Below are 21,557 nucleotides of genomic sequence, written 5' to 3' on the forward strand. Positions count from 1 at the left end.
TTGTTTTCATCATCGTGGTTTTTTCTACACCGGCGACCGCGGATGAACCGCATCAACCGATGAACGTTCTGTTCATCGCGATCGATGACTTAAACGACTATATTTCGCCATTGGACAATCATCCCGGTATTCAGACGCCTAACTTCGAACGGTTAGCGTCGCGGTCGGTGCTGTTTGCCAACGCACATTGTGCGGCGCCGGCGTGCCATCCTTCGCGAGTATCAACAATGACGGGCGTGCATCCGGCGACGTCAGGGATCTACCGAAATTTGTTCGGTGCCCATGGTCCTCGTTGGCGAGACGAGTCGCCGGTTTTGGAAAAGGCAGTGGTACTCTCACAGCACTTTCGCGATCACGGATATCGTGCTGTTGGTGGCGGAAAGCTTTTTCATGCGCTTCAGTGGACGCCTGGTGATTCACAAAACGATCCCGAGGCTTGGGACGCTTATCGTGGCGATCCGCTCGATCCGATCTCAAATGATTGGCCAAGACCGAAACTCGTTCCTGATGCTGAAACCGGCCTTTCACCAGGACGACCGCTCCATTTCCAACTTTTCGGCGCTGCCGTATTGGAAGAGCCCGAAGAAAGCTATGGCGATCACTTGGTTGTCGACTGGGCGATTGAGCAAATGAATGAACCACGAGCCAAGCCATTGTTCCTCGCCGTCGGCTTGTTTCGCCCGCATATCCCCTGGGAAGTCTCGCAACGGTGGTTTGATGCCTATCCTGAGGACAAAATCGAATTACCTAAATGTTTGGCAAATGACCTCGACGATGCTCACGACCACGGGCGACGTCGCTGGCACAAATGGGTGGCACAGAACAAACAATGGCCGCACCTGATGCGTGGGTACTTGGCCAGCATCAGTTACGTCGATCACCAACTTGGCCGCATTCTCGACGCGCTCGACGCATCGGCAATGAAGGAGAACACGATTGTCGTGCTATGGAGCGATCATGGTTTCCACATCGGCGAGAAGGAAAACTGGGAAAAATTCGCGTTGTGGGATCAAACCACACATGTGCCGCTATTCATCCACGCGCCTGGCGTGAGCCAAGACGGCAAGCGGACCCCGCAACCCGCGACACTTACCGACATCTACCCAACGCTCTGCGAATTGGCGGGGATACCGATACCGCGGCAATGCGATGGCGTTTCGTTGGTACCACAATTGAAAAATACAGAGGCGGCACGAGAACGTTTGTCGCTGACATCGTACCGATTCGGCAAAGAGAATTCGCCCTCTCATGCAGTAAGTGATTGCCGTTACCGATACATCCGTTACGGCAACGACTTTGAAGAATTGTATGATTTAGAGTCGGATCCAAATGAGTTCAACAATCTTGCGAACGAGGCGAACTACGCCAAAATCAAAGAGCGACTTGCCAAAGGGATCCCGATCGACGCGGCCGAGGATCGAAAAGTACCGAGGAACTCTCGTTACAACAAACTCAAGTCCGACCGCCCTGGGACAAAGCAAAATTAGAACCGCCGGTTCTTCCTCACCCCACATTGCCCCTTTGCCGCCAGCCACGACAACCATTCATCACAGCAAAGCATTTGCAGTCCCATGAAATCGCTAACACCGCTAATCGCCCTAATTGTATTATTGCCACAGACACTCGCGACTGCTGAGTGTGACAAACCCAATATCCGTGACAAACCCAATATCATCGTGTTCTACACCGACGATCATGGACACGCGGATCTTTCCTGCCAAGGCGTGTTGAAAGATATCAAAACGCCCAACGTTGATGCGTTGGCCCGACGCGGCGTGTTGGCTCGGCATGGTTATAGTACAGCTCCGCAATGCGTTCCTTCCCGGGCCGGATTATTGGTAGGCAAATTTCAGTCGCGGTTTGGTGTCGAGGCTAACGGATATCCGCTTGACGGTTTCGATCGTGAACAAACGATTGCCGAACGGCTTCAGCAGGCCGGATACGTCACGGCGCAATTCGGAAAGTGGCATCTCGGACCGGGCCCTGCAATCACCCAACACGGTTTCAAGCATGTCTTTAACCAAAATGCCCAGCGACCATTTTCCGCCAACATCACGCTCGGCGCCGAAGACCGCGAGATGTCAAACCTCAAACCCGAGCGATATCACGTCGACGGATGCAGCGAAGCCGCAGCATCTATAATCGAGCGTTACAAAGATGCCCCATTCTTTTTGTACGTGGCCTATCGAGCACCGCATGTTCCCTTAGACGCACCGAGAAAATATCTTGACCGTTTCCCAGGCAAAATGCCCGAGCGGCGTCGGCAAGCACTGGCGATGTTGTCGGCTGTGGATGACGGAGTTGGCTTGATTACGAAGACGCTCGCCGAACACGCGTTGACCGAACAGACATTGATTTTCTTTATTGGCGATAACGGTGCACCACTAAAGATTCACAAAGCAGACGCGCCCGGGGGCGGTCCGGGGTGGGATGGATCTTTAAACGATCCGCTCAACGGCGAAAAAGGGATGCTAGCCGAAGGTGGAATGCATGTTCCGTTCGTTGTCTGTTGGCCAGGGACGATCCCAGCCGGACAGATCTACGATCACCCCATTAGTGCATTGGACGTTGCCGCTACGGCGATAGCGATCGCCAACCATGACACACCCGCAAACGAGTTGGACGGCGTCAACTTGATTCCCTATCTGACAGGCCAAAATGATGCTGCTCCGCATGACACATTGATGTGGCGTTGGACAGCGCAGTCAGCGATCCGTGAAGGAAAATGGAAGCTGCTGCTTGCGGGTGACCGCGAATACCTGTACGACCTCGACGCTGACTTGGAAGAGAAACATAACGTTGCGTTTGAGTATCCAGAACTCGTGACTCGGCTACGTGAGCGGTTGACTTCCTGGGCCGCTACCCTTGAGCCTTTTGCGCTGTCCAACACTCCGAATGCCTACAACGCTTTCTATGACTTTTACATGGATGGCAAGCCTGTGGAACCGCGTGCGGGGTCGCCAAGGAGATCTCCGGCAAGACCAGAGCTTCAAGGTTGGATTTCGCGCAACAGCGAATTGACTGTCGAAGACGGTTCGCTGTGTATGAGTAGTAAGAGCAGTGCTACGGCGCCATTTTTCGTTTACAACGGACTTCAGTTACCCGGTCCAGTGACAGCCACGATCCAGTTGACGTCAAGCAACCGTGGCGAGGCTGCAATTTCATGGCGAACATCGACTCAGAAAGATTTCTTGCCTGAATGCAAGGCAGTATCCGAAATCACGACTGCCGACCAATGGGCCACTCACACCATTGAGTTGCCCGTGCAAGGCAAGCTGATTCACTTGAGATTCATCGTTCCTTCGGGAACAACCACCATTCGTGAATTCAAACTCGAATCGCCATCGGGAAAAGCGGTCGTACTGTGGAAATAAATGAGTTGACCGCCAACGGTAGACAACCATCCCATATTTCATCTCGCCATTTCAACTACTTCGGTCCGAGACATCGGTGATAAGCTCGATGTTCGTGTCGGCCGTTTGGGCGTTTGGCCGTTTGGGCGTTTACAGTTCGGAGTACGCACATGCCAGCCCGATGTAGGAAGCCTCAATGCATCGATGAGTAACCAGCTTACTTAGCGAGTTGGTGTCGCGATTGGGCATCGTCCGAATCGGCGATGCAATTTTCGTCGCCCTTGAAACTGGTGCGAGCATGAATTTTCTGGGCTGAGCGACACAGTGAAATGAGTTGCCCGACCATGGTGAACAGCGAAAAGAGATCTTTGTCTTCGGTTGCCGCATGACGAATTCCTGATGCCAAATCTTCGATCTCGGGAATGCCTCCGGCGGCCGCAGTCGCCTCCAATCTTGATGCAATCGCTTTGATACTAATGCAATCTTGTTCGTCGACTGCATCGGCAAGACGCTCGATTTGCAATCCAAGCTGTAGGGCCACTTGTCGTGACTGCACTGGCAAATCAACACTTTTGTGCGTTCGCACGCTTGCAATGAATCGTTCGACGAGTTCAGGGTCAAATTGCGTGCCCGCACAACGTCTGAGTTCTTTGAATGCGTCCTCGATTGGCCGGCCCTTGCGATAGACTCGATCGGAAACCATCGCATCATACGCATCCGCAATCGTCACGATTCTTGCACCAATGGGGATATCGTGTTTCGACGGCAGTTTTGAGTTGCCATCGGACTCAAAGGTGGCGTGGTGGTACTTAACAATGTCAACAAGTTCGGGATGTGAGAACGAAGCTTCGACAATCTCGACTCCGATACGATCATGCAGTTCCATCATCTCCCATTCTTCGGGAGTCAATGGTCCCGGTTTTAGCAAAATCGCATCCGGCACACCGATTTTTCCAATATCATGAAGAAGTGCAGCGACCTCCAAGACATAGGTTTCTTTGACGGAGAGTAAGCCCGAGGCAGTCGCTACGCACAATTCAGCAACCCGGGTGCAGTGTGTTGCTGTTGAGGCATCACGATAGGCAAGCGCCGACATTAACGATGCGACCGCGGGATACGGAATTGACGGACTATTGGAAAGACAAAGTCCGCTGTTATCCATTTCGCGTTCGTTAGGCGACTCAGCATCGTTGCTATTAGCGATTTCCTCCCAACGAACGACTTTATTTCGTCCGCCTCGCTTTGCAGCATACAGAGCCTTGTCAGCTTGTTCGAGAAGTTCTTGTGGATCCGAAGCACCAAACGTGGCTGACGACATGCCGATACTTACGGTCGTTATAAACTTCTCGAATTCTAGCTGCTCAATTGTCGATCGAATTCGCTGAGCGACCACGGACGCTTGATTAGCATCGGTGTGCGGAAGGATGACACAAAACTCCTCGCCACCGTAGCGGCAGACCACATCGGAATCACGTCCGTTCTCTTCAATAGCGGTTGCGATACACCGTAGAACCACATCACCAACGCTATGCCCGTGGTTGTCATTAACCATTTTGAAATGGTCGACGTCAACCATAAAGCAACTAAGTGGCTGTTGATGACGCTGCGAAGCCTTAAACTCTTTGTCAAAAATCTCAAAGAATGTTCGCCGGTTTAGACAGCCCGTTAGCGGGTCGCGCGTTGCCAGATGGTTCAGTTCTTCATTGCGAAGTTTCAATTCGTCACGCGATAATTGAAGTTCGGAGAGCATCTTACTCAACTCTTTACGCTTCTCTTCCATCGGCGTAATGTCATCAAAACTCGCAATCGTACCACGGCGCTGTCCATCATTTCCTAGAATCGGCGACGCGTTCACGAGATAGGTACGGTGCTCGTGTTCAAAACTTAAACCCAATCGAACGGTCTTGGCTGAGTCATCATCGGAATGCCATCTCAAAGTCACCTCATCGTCATCGTCACTTTCCCAAGGAAGTTGGTCGATATTTTTACCTAAGAGCTCCTCTTCACTTTTGCCTATATGCTTTTTGAATTTGTCATTCGCAAGCACGATGCGTTGCTCATTGTCAAGGACAACCACTCCTTCGGAAAAAGTATCGAGGGTTGCGCGAACATGCATTGGAACCGACTTACTCGGGTCAAGGTATCTGAACGCACGCGCCAAATACAGTCGAAAGACAACTCCATTAACAACTAAAGTGAACAGTCCAACCACGACCAACGGATATTGCATCAATCTTGCGAACAGCCCTTGATCGGTATTGAAGCTAAGCTCAACGGTGCCCCATTCTCGTTTACCAGCCGCGATGGGAACACAGATATTGTTAGGGTTTGAGTTAGCACCCGGCTCAAGTTGCCAATGTCGCTCATGATCACCGATCTGATGAAGAATCGTCCCGTTTTTTCGACGGATACAGGCCGAGAGGACGTCAGGATGGCGATCGAGAATCGAACTGAGATTCTTTTTGATGATCTCATCTTCGTGATTCAGCGCGAGCAAAGAAGATGTTATCGCAAGCGATTCGGTGAGTACTGCTTTACGCTGCAATTCCGCCCGATTCGGATCGGGAATGACCCCCAAAAGATGCACAAGCGAGAGCGTGAATCCAGACAGAAGCACGAGTTTCCCAGCCATTCGGCTGGCAACGGAAATCGGCTTTAGTTTGGATTTAAACATTTTTCCAACGTCGGAGATCAAATCACCACCGTGCATCGCGCACTAGGTGAAGAATCTGGAAATGGCGGCCATCCGATTCACTGCATCGAAAGGGGCGACAACGCACTACTGCTGCGCAAAAAGGATAGGTTACGGATAGCTTGCCTGGATGTAATATTTTTCGAGCTTCGGGTGATTGGGAAAGCAATCGATAGGCGGATCGTAACGATTAACGGATGTGCAGAACGAATAAATGCCACGAGACGTCTCCGATTTAGCTCCAATCCGCGACGACACTGACTCCGACGTGATATTTTTCGCCCTCGGGTGAACAATGCCTAACACTACCAAGTACGTCCAATGCTTGACCTTGGGGAGTCGTCAGTTGCAGACGAACATGGCTTGCCGCAATCGGTTTTGTGCAAACGATCCCTATGCCGTCTTTTGATATATCTCGCGTTACCGCTTCGAGTTGAGTCCCCGTGGGGCACAGATGGTCGTCGAGCAAAAGAGCCGAAACCGAAACCTGGACCTCATCGAGGATATCAGCGAGCGATTTGTCGTGACGTTGTTTGCCCCGTTTTTCGGACCGCTTCGCGACCGCGTCCGCATCGAGCACAGGTACGGGATCAATAACGGCCCATGCCGGCAAAGAGGTGGACAGCATGGTTGCAAAATAACTGGCGCGTGCTGCCCATAGGACAAACCCGACGGAAAACGCTCCGGAGGTCACCACGGCCGTACCCGCAACCAACTCAAATGATGTCTCTTGATTTTGGATGTCATCAATGACAGAATTCAAGTGATCAAACAAGGATCCGGTATCAAACTCAAAAAAAGCTGACAAATAGCGTGAATTTCGGTGGCTTTTGTCCGCTCCGCTGATTTCTAAATACGAGTGATGTCGCCCAACACGCCCGCTTGCAAATTCTCGTTCGGATTCAGAGTCAACCACCGGCACGTCCACATCCGCTACAACGATCGCCGCGGTTGCTGGCTCTGGTTGATGCATTTGTTTCCCCTGGCTTGGCGTTGCCGCTTCGACGGGAATGATTACACTTGCCACACTATCGACGAGTGTTGGCTCAGCTTGTTCGTCTTGATCATCCTCTTCGGTTTCTTCTTCGACGGGGTCCGGAATCTCCGGCTCTGGTTCCGCAATGGGGCCTCCTACGACATCGTTGACAGTGATGGTGACCGTGGTTGCTGTCGAAATGTCGGTACCGTCACTGACCGTATACACAAAGCTATCCGTTCCCGCGAATCCGATTGCAGGTGTATATGTAAACGAACCGTCGGCAGCCAACGTGAAGGCGCCGTTCGAGGGCCCCGTCACCAGGATCACGCTCAGGCTGCCGCTATCGACGTCGGAGTCATTAGCCAGAATCCCCGGCGCACTCACGTTGAGTGACGAATCGTTATCGACATTAAAGTTGTCTGCGTTTGCAATCGCTGCATCATTCACTGCGGTGACGAATATATTAAACGTGCCAGCCACTGGCAAAGCACCGTCTTCGCCACCATCGGCCAATGAGAAACTGAATGCGTCGCTCGTCGTCTCGCTGCCGCTGTGCGTGTAAGTCACATCTCCGGCGTCGATGTCCGCTTGCGTGAACGTGTCGGCGAGTCCGAGTGCTCCGAATCCGGCCAAGTGAATCGTACCGTTGTTGGTCATAGCGGTGATCGTGTAGGTCAGCTCACTGGCACCGTCATCAACGTCATTCCAATGGAGCATCGTGTTGTTGATTACGTTCCCCGTCGAGCCTTCGAGGACGGACGCGCCGTTATTGGCAACGAACGTCGGCGAATCGTTGACCGGTGTGATGCTAAGTTGAATCGATTGCACGAGCGTATCGACACCGCCACCGGCTGTGCCACCGTTGTCGATTACTCGCCACGAAAATACCGACGGTCCGCCCGACGCCTCTGCGGCAGGTTTGAACTGCATCCCCTGCAATTGCGTCAGCGTGTAAGTCGTGGCTGTGACTTTGGTTAATCCGTCGGCCAAGTAGACGTCGCCCAAAACAGGACTGGGAATCGCTGTGACTTGATAGGTCAGCGTCTGGGAAGTTTCGTCGGTGCCACCGCCAAAATCATAAGTCACGCCACCAAGCCCCAGTGAAGTGAATCCGGAGTCTTCGATCACCGTCAAATCATTCACGGAACCGGCGGTTAGAACCGGAGCGTCGTTAATCGCAGTGGCGGTAAAGTTCTTGACTCCTACAACCGGCGCCGCTTCGCCATCGTCAACCGTGGTGGCGATCGTAAAGTCGGTGGCATAATCACCGGTAGGTGTAAAAGTCACTCCGGACAATAACGTATTGACATCCGAAATGGCGCCAATTGCCGTCCACACACCGGCGACAAACGTCGACGTGACTGCCCCCGATGTTCCTGTGCTGAGCGTACCCGCACCGATATCCGAAAGCGTCAACGTGACCGTGACATTGGCATCATCCACATCACTGACGACGATGTCGCTCAGGTTCAAAGCGATTTCTTCGGTGTAGATTTCCGCCGCGTTTAGATTCGTCGTTTGCGGAGCGTCGTTACTTCCCGTGATTGTGATCGAGACCGTGGCGGTGTCCGTGCCTCCGTTACCGTCATCAATTTGGTATGTGAAGGTGTCGTTCGCGGTTTGCCCAGTCGTTAGGAAGTCGAACGCGCCATTCGGATCGTAAAGGAAGGCGCCATCGGCGCCGACCGTCACATTGGCTCCTGAGGCGATCGTCAACAGCGACCCGACATTTGCTCCGTTGCCGTTGACTTGCGTCACCGTCAATGTGTCACCATCGCTATCGACATCGTTAGCAACAATGCCATCGATCGCGGCGATATTGATAAAGGTATCTTGATCGGTCACGTATCCAGTCCACTGTGGTCCGGCGGCGCCGGATCCACCGTCAACCAAAGTGCCGTGATTGGCATTGATAGTCAGGTCGGCGGCGGTCGATCCCGTGCCGTCCTCGAACGTCCAGTAACCTGCGAGGTCCGCTTCAGCACCGGTCAAGTTGACATCCAAATTGGCTTGAATTTCGGCTTCGCTTCGGGCGACCTCCCAAATCCGCACGTCATCAATCTGGCCATCGAAGAACTTGTCAGCAGGATTATTCGACCGCCCGCCAATACGCAATTCGTCCTGCGTCGCATGCGAATCGCCGATCGCTCCCGATCCGTTGTAGGTATCGATCAGCGTGCCGTTCACGTAAGTGGAAACCGTTCCGTTATCATAACTCACTGCGATATGAGTCCACTGGTCGTTTGCAACGGTGTATCCGGTATCGTGCCACGTCCAACCGGGATCCGTGTTGGCAAACGCCCAGTAGATTCGATTGTCCGAGAAGAGCGCGACTTCGTATTCGCCTTCCTTGTTGAGGATCATGCGATTGACGTTTGTCGAAGCATCGGGATTAATCCACGCTTCGAGTGTCATGGTATTAGACATTGTCAAGCTTGCGCCGTTGGCGATCGCGACATAGTCATCGATTCCATCAAAATCGAGACCTCGGTTATCGTTGACGGCCAGCGGCGCGTCGGCTGTTTCCGAAACATTGACGGTCCGCGAAATCACATTGCTGGCGGCACCATCGCCATCGGTTAGCACGAACTCGACCGTACGACTAGCGGTTCCCGGGTCATCCGACACATTACCAAAAGTGATGTTTCGCATTAACGCGCGGGTCGAAATCACATTGGCGTTCGCATTCAAGCTAAACACTAACGGATCGGATCCATGCCCGCCACTAAACGTCGCGATCGTGACGCCTTGATACAGGATGGCGTTGTGGTCGACGCCAATCTCGCCGGGACCAATGCCTTGGTGGAAAACGCTGAGTCGATCGTTCGCATTTGCACCGGAGGTGATATCCACTCGCAGCAAACCGAAAGCGAAGTCGGGGGAGTCTGCGTCGAGAACGGTAAAGGTTGAGTCGATCAGCGACGGCGGCGCGTTCTCGACATAGTTTGCATCTGCACCGGAAGCTCCCAGCGTTGGTCCCTGATTCGTTCCTACGCCGCGAACGACCAGCGTCAACGCATCGATATTTTCGAGAACATGATCCAATCCGACGTCATCGCCGTCAAACACGATCGCTGCGGTCGCAACGGCCGTTCCTGATCCCCATGTTGTCGCGGTGAACGCCAGTTCCACTGCGTCATGTTCCGTCACGGGAAGGTTGTTTGAACCGAACGCGTCGGGTGCATCGACAGAAACCAAGATCGCTCCCGTTGCGACCGAAACGCTGCCGAGAGTTTGTCCTTCGTCGATCAACTGCAAACCATTAATGCCAACGTCGATCCCCAGATTATCACCTTCGATTAACTTGACGGAGGTAGCCATGCTGGTGTCGTACCAGGAGATGTCGTTTTGGTCGGCCGCACCACTTTGTGCGAACAAGAAGTCGCCGCCGGATAAAGCCGTATCACCCACGTTAACCGCGTTTTCGACCAACGTGATGCCGGTCAATCCGCCTGCCGACGGATCATTCATCACGTGGTGAAAATAGCCGCTGGAGTAGTCGTTTGTGAATTCGGTTCGGAAAACGTAAACGTCACCGCCGCTAATGGCAATCGAGTTGGACCATCCAACCGGCGCACCCGCTGCGGCGTTACTGAAGCTTTCGTTATCGAGCGTGACAAAAATGACATCGCCCTTTTGCAGATCAAGGCTGCCGCCAGTGATACCGGCGCCGGTAATCGTGATGTCGTTGGCGACATAGTGCATGCCGCTCATTTCGACATCGGTATCGGTAGCAAACGCGTCGAAATCGGTAATCGACAAGAAAGTTCCGTCAGTCGTATCTACGCCGAATGACATGTTTGGATCGCCAAAGCCGATGACTTGACCTTCGGACCAATTTGTTAATCCAGGAGTCCCGCTGGTTGGACCTCCACCGCTGCCACCCGTTGGTCCGACGTCTCCGGAAGTCGAATACCAGAAGAAGATCTCCGTCGGTTCGACTTCAACCGAAACCGTTTCGGTAGCCGTACTGAATGCACTGGTACCGCCGCCAGCACCGGTATTGACGCCAGTGTTGCCGGTGACGCTGCCATCGGTTGTATCCCATGCGCGGAAATCAAATGTCGCACTGCCGACGTAATCGACGCCGGGCACAAATCGAATCCGATCGTTTGCTGTATCGGAAAGTACAACCGAGTTTCCGCTGGTGACGGCACCGAACGCGGTCCAGGTGCTTCCGCCATCGGTCGAATACTGCCACGTTCCATTGGTATCGTCGACCGACGTAACGGCAATCCCTTCAATCGCTCCGCTGTCGACATCCGTGATTCGATCGCCACCGGCGCTTGCAATGATCGTTGAGACCAAGGAACCGTTCGGGTCGGTGTTGTTCTTCTGAACGTTGGGCAAATCCATCAGCCCCGTGTTGTCCAGCACCGGCGCGTCGTTAACGGCAGTGACGTCGACGGTGGCGTCAATCGTGCTGCCGCCAAGTCCCGTGTCATTACTGGCCGTAGAGCTTTGGATTGTAAAATATCCGTTGCCGTTGAAGTCCGCTGATGGCGTGAATTTCAATCCGGCGCTGCCCTCGGCAACGGTGATGAACGATCCGTTCGTAATCTCAGTCAGGCCGTCGTTCTTGTAAAGCGTTCCGTCGGAGATACCGGTGATTTTGAAGTGAGTCACTTCGGTACCGTCCGCGGCATTTCGCGAGATCACCAGTCCGGTAGTCGACTGCGTGTCTTCACTGGTCGTAGTGTTTGTCACTGACGGAGTATCTGCGACAGGATTGACAACCAGACTGGCTGTATCGGTTACAGTCGAGAATGCCGTTGTGCCACCTTGTGCGGTCACGGTGTATTGGATTTGCAGATCATCAACGTAAAAATAATGTCCAATGCCGCCATCATTTGTGACCAGAAACCGGACCTGCGTATCCGCAGCGGCGAAGGCGGTAATATCAAATGATTCAAATTGAGCAGTGTTGATATCAGAATCAACCTTGTATGACTGCAAAGTATGCCAGCTTGCACCGTTGTAAACTTCCAGCAAAAGATCGGCCGTGCCGAACGCATCTCGCTGTTCGTACCAGAAACTCAGCGTGGCGGTACTTGTGCCGTCGAGGTTCGCCTCGCGGCTAACGCCACGGCCCAACGTCATTAGGTTGATATCGAGATGACTTCCTGCCACAACGGTAGTAGCCGAAGAGACCTGAATTCGGCCGGATCCCGCACCGTCCAATTCTCCGATCTCCTGCCAGTCGCCAATCCAGTTCTGAGTTCCATCGTTCCCGGCGAAGGACGCCGACACATTAAATTCGTCAAGAACGGTATCGTTCGTCGAGACACTTATGTCCGCCATGCCGCCATTACTTCCACTTGTCTGATCCCAAGCATGAAACGTAATCGCGTTGGCCAAGGTGCCGTGGAAATCGGCGTTGCCTTGGAAATAGAGCCGGGTGCCGGCGTCCGCGGCCAACAAGCGGGCATTCGAATCGCTAACCGCTCCGAGTGCATTCCACGTCGTGCCATTGTCGATCGAGTAGAACCAAATGCCATTGGTCGTATCCACGGCGGTAATCGCGATCCCCAATCCGGCTCCGCTGTCAGCATCGGTGACGTTGTCGAGCTGACCAGATGGACTATCGAGATCGACCAGACTCGACACTAAGGAACCGACGATTCCGATGGGCGCGCCAACGTCTTCGTTGATCGCCGTCAACAACGGTGTCTGAGTGTCGTCCAATACTGGCGCGACATTCACATTGGAAACGTTGATTTCCGCAGTCTCGGTAGCGGTACTGAAGGCCGTGGTCCCACCATTGCTTGTCACGCTAACTTTCGTACCAGATGTACCAGCCGTTTGATCCCAAGCGTGAAAATCAAAGCTAGCAGTGGTGCCATCGATGCCGTTCGGGACAAACCGTACTTGATCAATCTGCCTTAACAGCAGTGCCGACGTGTTCGATACCGTACCGATCGATGTCCAGGTACTTCCACCGTTGATTGAATATTCCCAGGTCCCATTCCCGTTAACGAGCGACGTGATTGCGATCCCCTCGACCGCGCTGCTATCGGTGTTGGAATCGGCATCGGCAATGCGATCACCACCAGCACTAGCAACAATGGTAGAAACATCCGCACCGTTATTGTTCGTCTGCAACTTCGTGATCGTTGGCAGCGTCATGGTGCCCGAATTATCAAGCACTGGCGCATCGTTGACGGCATTGACTGTCAGCAGCGAGACGGTGCCGACAACACTCGTATCCGTTCCGCCGCCGTCATCGGTGATCGAAGCGTAAGTGACAACGCGGCCACCATCGGCGACTTGATCGCCGGTATTGTTGTAGGCCAGCGTGTTCAGAAGTGTCTCGGCGGCAGCAGCTGTGTAATTCCCCGCTTTGGTAATCGTCACCGTTGCGGTCGTGCCAGCAACCGACACATCAACATCGTAGCCGTTAGCCGCCGTGGTTTCACTGTTGGCGTCAAATAGTTCAATAGCTTGTCCGTCAACGACAAGAACTTCATCGCTGCCATTTTCCAGTCCATCGACTGTGATTACAAGGTTCGAAACCAAATCGCTGGCTTCGACGAGATCGACCGAAGCACCGGAAAAGAGCAAAACCGCGCCCCCGTTTTCCACGAACGTTGGCGCACCCAACGTGATCGATGTGATCGGTGCATCGTTGACTGCAGCCACAGAAATCGTGCTGACCGCGACAGGCGCAGCAACGGCCAATGCGGCGTCTTGAGGGATGATTTGGAATGTGCGATTTCCAACGGTAGGGGCATCGCTGGTGTTTTCATAGGTGATTGTCAGCATCAATGCCTGCAAGTCGGCTTGCGGAATCGTACCGCCACCACTGCGCGTGATCGTATATCCAGTGCCGTCAAAATTCAAATCAAACAGCGTCGAACCAACCGTCGTGGTTTGCGAATCAGCCACACCAAACTGGAATTGCACACCGTTAATGCGAATCAGTTCGCTTGTTCCATCGGCAAACCCTGCCAGATTGATTCCCAGTCCGTCGTAGGTCGCATTGTCAACATCGCTGATAGTCGCATCGCTGTCTGTGACGCTGACGGGGCTATCACCTTCGGTAAACGTTGCTGAGTAATCAATGCCACCACCGTCGACACCATTGAGATCGGCAATTGGCAGGTCGTTGACCGGGTTGACGGTAATATTGGCAATCGAAGTGCTGCCACCGAGTCCCGCGTCGTTACTAGAGGTCGATGCTTGAACGGTGAAATTTCCCGTGCCATTGAAATCGGCGGTCGGCGTGAACTTCAGTCCGGCATTGCCCTCGGCAAAGGTGATAAATGATCCGTTGGTGATCTGCGTCACACCGTCGTTCTTGTAAAGCGTCCCGTCGGTGATGCCGGTTATCTTGAAGTGAGTCACCTCGGTGCCATCAACGGCGTTGCGTGAGATAACCAATCCGCCGGTCGACTGGGTGTCCTCGTTGGTGGTCGTGTTGGTCATCGTTGGAGTGTCGGCGACCGCGTTGACCACGAGGGATGCAGTGTCGGTGGTAGCGGAATAGGCGGTAGTTCCACCGGTCACGCCGAGTACGGTGTACTCGATTTGAATGTTGTCGAAGTCGACCCAATTGGGATCGGAGGAACTGGCAAACCCTTCTTCAAGGCTGAGCTTGATGGCCACGTTACTCGTAAGGCTAATCGAACTAGCTAAGTCGTAACTGCGAGTGCCAGAGAAGATACCCGTTTGAGGTGGATTGAAGTATTCCAACTCAACCCATGTCGAACCGCCGTTGTCTGACGCCCAGGCCCTAAATGTTTCGGGCATACCCGTAGAAAATCCATCGTAATCAAAGCTCAATGTTGCACTGGTGGCGCCCGCCAGATCCGCTTGGCGTGTGATGGAAGGTAGCGTTCCGCCACCAAGATTGTGTAAACGGAGTTGACCACTAAGAATTTCGACTTTGCCACTGCTGGCTGCACCATCGTCGTCAGCTTCGATCCACGAGGACGTCCAGTTGCTGCTGCCATCGTGGTTGCTATAGGAAACGCTCTGGAATTCATCTCGCACCGTGCACGTGCATGCGAAGTCGGTAAAATCGCCGTTCGTCCCGCTGGTTTGATCCCAGGCATGGAAGGTGATTGCATTGGCTAGTGTGCCGTGATAATCCGCATTGGGTTGAAAATAAAGCCGCGTATCTAAGTCGGCGGCGAGCAGTCTTGCATTGGAATCGCTGACCGCGCCGAGCGCGTTCCAGTTGGATCCGTTGTCGATCGAGTAGTACCAAGTGCCATTCGTCGCGTCGGCCGCAGTGATCGCGATGCCCAAACTGGCCCCGCTGTCGACATCGGTGACATTGTCCACTTGCCCGCTTGGACTTGTGAAATCGACAAGAGATGAAACCAGCGAACCTACCACTCCCGAGGGCGCACCAGCGTCTTCGTCGACCGCTGTCAGGATTGGACTTTGCGTGTTGTCCAGCACGGGTGCGTTGTTGGAAACCGGTGCAATATACTCGTACGCACCGATGTCAATCGAGCTGTCGCGGAAGTAACCACGCTGATCGATGGCGGGTGCGTCCGTAGCGTTGCCGGCATCGATCGCCGGACTACCCGTTTGAAGTGACTGTGTCAGTATCGGTCCGCCATTGTCGGCGAGAGAATTGGTCAAAGGATCTGGTACGCCATCGATCAAGTTGTTGCCGGCATCGGTGTAGACGCCGCCAATGATGCTTGTAATGATCGAGTTGCTCACCGTCGTTGTCGAGCCGCCGGTTAGGGCGATACCCGCTCCGCCACCTCCCGTATTTTCAACGATCGTTACATTGCGTGCGTTGAGAATTTTTCCGTTGTAAACTCCACCAGCTGTATTAACCGCCGTGTTATTGCTGATAGTCGAATTGACCAATGTGAGATTGGAGCTACTCGAGTCGGTGTTGATGCCGCCCGCCCCGTTGTTCGTCCAGTTGTTGTCGAGCAACGAATTGTGAATCACGGCGGTCTCGTCATTATCGATACCGCCTCCGGCATTGGAGGCAAAGTTGTTGGTGACCCTTACGCGATCTAAGTTTAAAATACCATCGTTGTAAAAGCCGCCACCACTTCCGGACGTGGAATTACCGGACACGATCGCATCGCTGATTGTCCCGACACCCGAGCCTAGAATCTGAATCCCTGCACCGCTTGCTGAAGTGGAACCACCCGTGATGGTTAGGCCGGTGGCAAACCACTGCGCTGTACCCGGTACATCAAAGACTCGGTCGATCCCATTGGCGTCCACTGTCGTCGTTCCGGCCCCGTCACCTGCAATAACGAGGTTTCCAAAGATATCGAGGTCACCGGTCGATGCAGCTTCTTCTGAGGCACCGGTACGGGTCAACGTGTAAGTGCCTGACGGCAAGAAGATGGTGTTAGAGCCAGCAGTATTGTTGGATGCAATTACGGCTTCACGCAGAGAGATCTTCCCATCAAACCCTTTATTGCCAAGCAAAGCCGAAATCGATGTGGTTGTCCCGTCGACGATATCCGCTGTGGTGTCAACCACCAGTGCGCTTGTCGCCTGCACATTGGCCGAGAATTGCGATGTTGATCCGTACGTACCCCCGGCGGCCATGACCGTTGTTGTCGACGTGATGTACTGTCCTACCGCCAATGCCTGATCAAATGATGCGACAAAGCTGGCGTTCCCGCTGCCGTCGGTGATCACATTCGTATAACCGAGATACGTTTGTCCTTCACCATTACCCGCCGCAGCCACATCAGCACCGAAAAACTCAATTCGAGCCGTGGTGTTCGCCGTCGTGTTTAGAGAGCCTGCTACGGCAACCCTACCACTTCCATCGCTGCCGGCGGAAGTCAGTACCGCGTAGTTTTGTAAATCGTTGTTTCCAGTATCGGCGTCACCGGCATCATTCGCGATCACGCCATAGGGAGGACCGAGCCCAATTCCATCCTCGGCATTGTTGAAAATTGAATTGCCGAGAATGCTGACATCCGTTGAGCTGTTGGTGAGCCAAATTCCCACCGATGTTGCAGTACCGTGATTGGCAACAATATTTCCAGCGCCAGCCACCGTGCCGCCGATGGTCGTATTGGACGCTTCCACCCGAATTCCATCTTCCAGGTTACCCAGCGCCGTGGTTCCGTCCGCTGCCACGCCGATATAGTTACCCGAAATGACGTTCCCAGATCCCGCACCGATACTGACGCGGACACCATGGAGCGTGTTGCCTGAAAGGACATTACGGTCCAAAACGGTCGTCCCACCAATCATGTTGTTGCTGCCAAGAACATTGATGCCGGTCTGCGTGTTGGCCTCTGCCGCCCCAGCGTCTGCACCTGTGTCGCTAAGTGAACCGATGTAGTTGCCGGCGATAAGGTTACTATCAGAACCCGCATCGATTTGAATGCCGTTGCCGCTGAAGTCGCGGATTACAAAGCCACGAATCGTGCTGCCATCGGCAGTACTCGTCAACACCAACCCATCGCCACTGAAACTATTGTTGCCATCGAGAACAATCGCTGGTTGGTTGCCGTTGGATGCAAAACTATCATCCGTCGTGGCGTCGATCGTCACGGTGTCCGTGATCGTAAGCGTGGATGAAAGATTGATCGTATGCACGCCGGTGCCGGCGATATTGAACGAAATCGTGTCGGCGCCCGCTAGCGTGTTGGCATCCGTAATCGCTTGGCGTAACGAGCCCGCACCACTGTCATTGGTATTCGTGACCATGAAGTTGTTCAATAGGCCGTGCCAATCAGCCTGCACGTCCAGGCGAAAGGCAATGGTCGATTCGATTGTACCAATTGAGTACTCCAACTCCCAATCGCCGCCGAGTATTGCTGCGCCCGTATCGTCATCGCTGGCCGCCACATCCGCACCGGTCCAATCCGAAAACGCGTTTAGAATCGCGCGGCCGTCTTGACCTGCCGCAATGTCGCAGCCATAAACGAGCAGGTCGGCGTCTTCCGTGAGGGCGTTGGTCCACCCAGACACGATCGCCTCATAGGATTCGAGGTTATCGGATGTTAGCCAAAGATTGCCGAGCTTTATCGCCCGATCAGTACTGTGGGACACGATATGCACCGCGTCGGTCTGGTCATGGTTCGCGAGTGCTTCGCTGATCTGCTCGATTCCATCTCGGTTTGCGTCCAAGATGACCAATTCGAAAGAACGTCCATCGTCGCGATCAGCGGTGAGATCGGACACCAACTGCTGGTAATCGGCTACCGACTCGTCGATGATCACCAGTTCGAGTACGGATTGTTGGTCATCAATCACCGCCAGCAGGTTGTCATCCACTTGGTCCAATAGGGCGAGCGTATCGCCTATTGAACGCGGTGTTTCGGAAAAGAGATTCGTTTGATCCGCGTCAAAAACATCCTCGACCGTAGTGGACAAAATCGCAGCGTCCTGTTCTACGTCTGCTTCTGGCGCAGCGACGATCGCGATCGGTGATGCACTCATCAGCACACGATCTTCGAGTTGGGTTAGTTCAGTAAACTCTCCCACTTGCGTTTCGATTTGGAAAGCACGTTCCGCTGCCGCTTTGATTTCGTCGAAAGTCAGGCGTGCTTGAATCCACCAGTCACTAACGGCCATTGCCCCGTCTCATTTTGCGAGTCCATTGCGCGCAGTTTGTTCGCAATGCATCCATAAAACGTTACTATATGCACGGGCGTATGAGCGAATGGTGTCAGAGACGGCTTAGATAAAGCTGTCCAATGATAGAAACGGTGAGTACTAAAAGGATTGGGAGGGTTGGTCTTGTTGCGGACACGAACCGTTTGCCCGTTTTACCGTTTGCCCGTTTTACCGCCGTGGCGAATGAAGCCGGTTCGCGTTCATCATTTGGGACAACGTCACCAGCCCCCTCGATGGAGATTAGTCTCGCCCCTGCGGGATCTTGGTAATCTGTGACTTAGGTCCAGTCCGCAACAATACTGATTCCAACGTGGTATTTTTCACCGTCTGGGGAACAATGCCTAACGTTACCAAGTACGTCCATTGCTTGACCCTGCGGAGTCGTCAATTGCAAGCGGATGTGGCTCGCCACAATGGGTTCTGAGCAAACCAGGCCCATCCCGTCTTTGGAGATGTCGCGAGTCACGGCGTCGAGTTGAGTACCGGCAGGGCACAGATGGTCGTCGAGCAACTGAACCGCAACCGATACTTGCACCTCGTCGACGATGTCTGCCAGAGATTGGTTATGACGTTGTCGCACTCGCTTTTCGGAACGCTTCGCCACCGCGCCTGCATCAAGCACTGGTACAGGATCGATTATGGCCCACGCCGGCAGTGAGGTTGAGAGCATCGTGGCGAAATAACTTGCCCGTGCTGCCCAGATAACAAAGCCAACGGAAACGGCGCCTGACGTCACGACGGCTGTGCCAGCAGCCAACTCTAACGACGAATCATGGTTTTGCAGATCATCCATGACGGAGTTCAGCTGATGGAACAACGATCCAGTGTCAAATTCAAAAAACGCTGAGAGGTAAAGCGAATTTGAATGACGGCGGTCATCGATGTTGATTTGCGAATAGGTAGCGTGTCGAGCAGAGTGTTCGCTCAAAGCGTCTCTCTCGCCTTCGGAGTCGACGATGGCTTCGTTCGAAACAGGTGCAACGCTCACGCCGAGTACTGGCTCCGCCGGATTGACTTGCTTCACCTGTCTTGGCGTTTCGACTTCAATAGAAATTAGCGATTCCGGCATTCCCACAATTGCCGTTGGTTCGTCAAGTGCGTTTTCGTCATCTTCGGATTCTTCCTCCACAGGATCCACGACTTCAGGATCTGGATCAGGTTCGGTAGCGGGTGTCCCAAAGACATCGTTGACGGTGATGGTCACCGTTGTGGCTATTGATACATCCGTGCCGTCACTTACCATATACACAAAGTTGTCGGTTCCCGAGAATCCATTTGCAGCGATATATGTAAAGGAACCATCAGCGGCCAAAGTGAAGGTTCCATTGGCCGGCCCCGTCACAAGCAAAACGCTCAAGGTACCGCTATCCACGTCAGAATCGTTAGCGAGAATGCCGGGCGAATTAACGTTGAGCATAGAATCGTTGTCGACTTCAAAGCTGTCCGAAATCGAAATCGGCGCATCGTTCGTAGGTGTAATAACAAAGTCAAACATGCCTACTACGGCAAGCGATCCGTCTTCACCGCCATCCGCCATCGAGAATCCAAAGGAATCGCCAATGGTCTCGCTGCCATCGTGATCATAAGTCATATTACCAGCGTCAATATCGGCTTGAGTGAACGTGTCACCCAGTTGAAGGATACCGAAACCGCTCAGGTTCAAGGTCCCGTTTGCGATGCTATTGGTCACCGTGAACGTTAGACCGGCACCGCTATCATCCACGTCCCCTTCGTTGAGCATGGTCGTGGTAATGGTCGTACCAATTGATCCTTCGAGAACCGTAGCACCTGTGTTCGTGGCGATCGTCGGTGATTCGTTCGCATCGGTCACCGTCACAGCGATCGCTTGTGTATCGGTCCTCGTTGAATCAGAGACTTGCACCGTCACGTCATAAATATTGTCACCGCCGACATCGGTAGGTGTCTCGTAGTCGGGAACTGACAAGAAGGTTAGCACCCCAGTCGCGTTGTCGATCGTGAATTTCGTCGCATCAACCCCGCCTGCGATCGAATAAGTCAACGTTTCGGCTGGCAGATCCGCATCGGTGGCCGATACCGTGGTTACCGAAAGACCATTTTCGGAAACACTGACGATCGAGGATGCGCCACCGCCATCGGAAATAATCACCGGGTCATTGTCGTTGACGGCATTGATGTTGATCGTCATGACCGTTGTATCGAAACTGCCGTCCGCCGATGTTGCTCTGACGATAATGTTGTGAACCGCTGCGGACTCGCGATCAAGAAGAGTGCCGTCGGCCACGGTGACCACGCCACTCGCACCGTCAATCGCGAACCGTCCGCCAGCATTATCGTCGAGCGAGTAGAGAATCGTGTTATTAGTTGCATCGGCATCCGAAGCAAACGCGGTCACGGCAACCGTCGTTCCGTTCGCGGCATTTTCGTTAACGGAATTGGCAGTAGCGTCGTTGTCGGTAATCGTTCCTACGTCAAATTCATCAACGTCATTGACGCTGATCGTCATCAGTTGCGTGTTCGAACTGCCATCGCTGCTGGCGGCCCGCACCGTGATGTCGTGACTGGCTGCCGTTTCCCGGTCCAACAATGTACCGTCGGCCACGGTGACCACGCCGGTCGAACCGTCGATTGCGAACCGTCCGCCAGCGTTATCATCGAGCGAGTAAGTGATCACGTGATTGGTTGCATCGGCATCCGAAGCAAACGCGGTCACGGCAACCGTCGTTCCGTTCGCGGCATTTTCGTTAACGGAATTGGCAGTAGCGTCGTTGTCGGTAATCGTTCCTACGTCAAATTCATCAACGTCATTGACGCTGATCGTCATCAGTTGCGTATTCGAACTGCCATCGCTGCTGGCGGCTCGCACTGTAATGTCGTGACTGGCAGCGGTTTCTCGATTAAGCAAGGTACCGTCGGCCACGGTGACCACGCCGGTCGAACCGTCGATCGTAAACCGTCCACTAGCATCGTCGTCGAGCGAGTAGAGAAT

Annotated in this window: 5 protein-coding genes; 2 read left to right on the forward strand and 3 right to left on the reverse strand. The window is 53.6% G+C overall.

Features of this window, described 5'->3' with window-relative positions:
* Nucleotides 1–14: 14 nt before the first annotated feature.
* Together CA13_RS29545 and CA13_RS29550 are read left to right on the forward strand one after the other, a co-directional pair.
* Nucleotides 15–1,487: a sulfatase gene (locus CA13_RS29545; RefSeq protein WP_419194994.1), complete on the forward strand. Its 1,473-nt coding sequence runs from the start codon at nt 15–17 to the stop codon at nt 1,485–1,487.
* A gap of 84 nt (nt 1,488–1,571) precedes the next feature.
* Nucleotides 1,572–3,374, forward strand: a complete 1,803-nt coding sequence (locus CA13_RS29550) for a sulfatase family protein (protein ID WP_146402786.1) — start codon at nt 1,572–1,574, stop codon at nt 3,372–3,374.
* Nucleotides 3,375–3,570: 196 nt separating this feature from the next.
* Here CA13_RS29550 and CA13_RS29555 read toward each other — a convergent pair whose 3' ends face one another.
* The 3 genes from CA13_RS29555 to CA13_RS29565 all read right to left on the reverse strand — a co-directional run.
* Nucleotides 3,571–6,027, reverse strand: a complete 2,457-nt coding sequence (locus CA13_RS29555) for a sensor domain-containing diguanylate cyclase/phosphohydrolase (protein ID WP_419194995.1) — start codon at nt 6,025–6,027, stop codon at nt 3,571–3,573.
* A gap of 253 nt (nt 6,028–6,280) precedes the next feature.
* A complete protein-coding gene (locus CA13_RS29560; RefSeq protein ID WP_146402790.1) occupies nt 6,281–18,547 on the reverse strand; it encodes a DUF4347 domain-containing protein in 12,267 nt (4,088 codons plus the stop codon).
* Nucleotides 18,548–18,866: 319 nt separating this feature from the next.
* A partial coding sequence (locus tag CA13_RS29565; RefSeq protein ID WP_419194996.1) for a cadherin domain-containing protein occupies nt 18,867–21,557 on the reverse strand: 2,691 nt, incomplete at its 5' end.

The sequence above is a fragment of the Novipirellula herctigrandis genome, assembly GCA_007859835.1.
In the GTDB taxonomy this organism is placed as follows: Bacteria; Planctomycetota; Planctomycetia; order Pirellulales; family Pirellulaceae; genus Novipirellula_A; species Novipirellula_A herctigrandis.

Coding starts and splice junctions, on each gene's coding strand:
- CA13_RS29555 (WP_419194995.1), bottom strand. CDS start 6,027: ATGTTTAAATCCAAACTAAAGCCGATTTCCGTTGCCAGCCGAATGGCT.
- CA13_RS29560 (WP_146402790.1), bottom strand. CDS start 18,547: ATGGCCGTTAGTGACTGGTGGATTCAAGCACGCCTGACTTTCGACGAA.
- CA13_RS29550 (WP_146402786.1), top strand. CDS start 1,572: ATGAAATCGCTAACACCGCTAATCGCCCTAATTGTATTATTGCCACAG.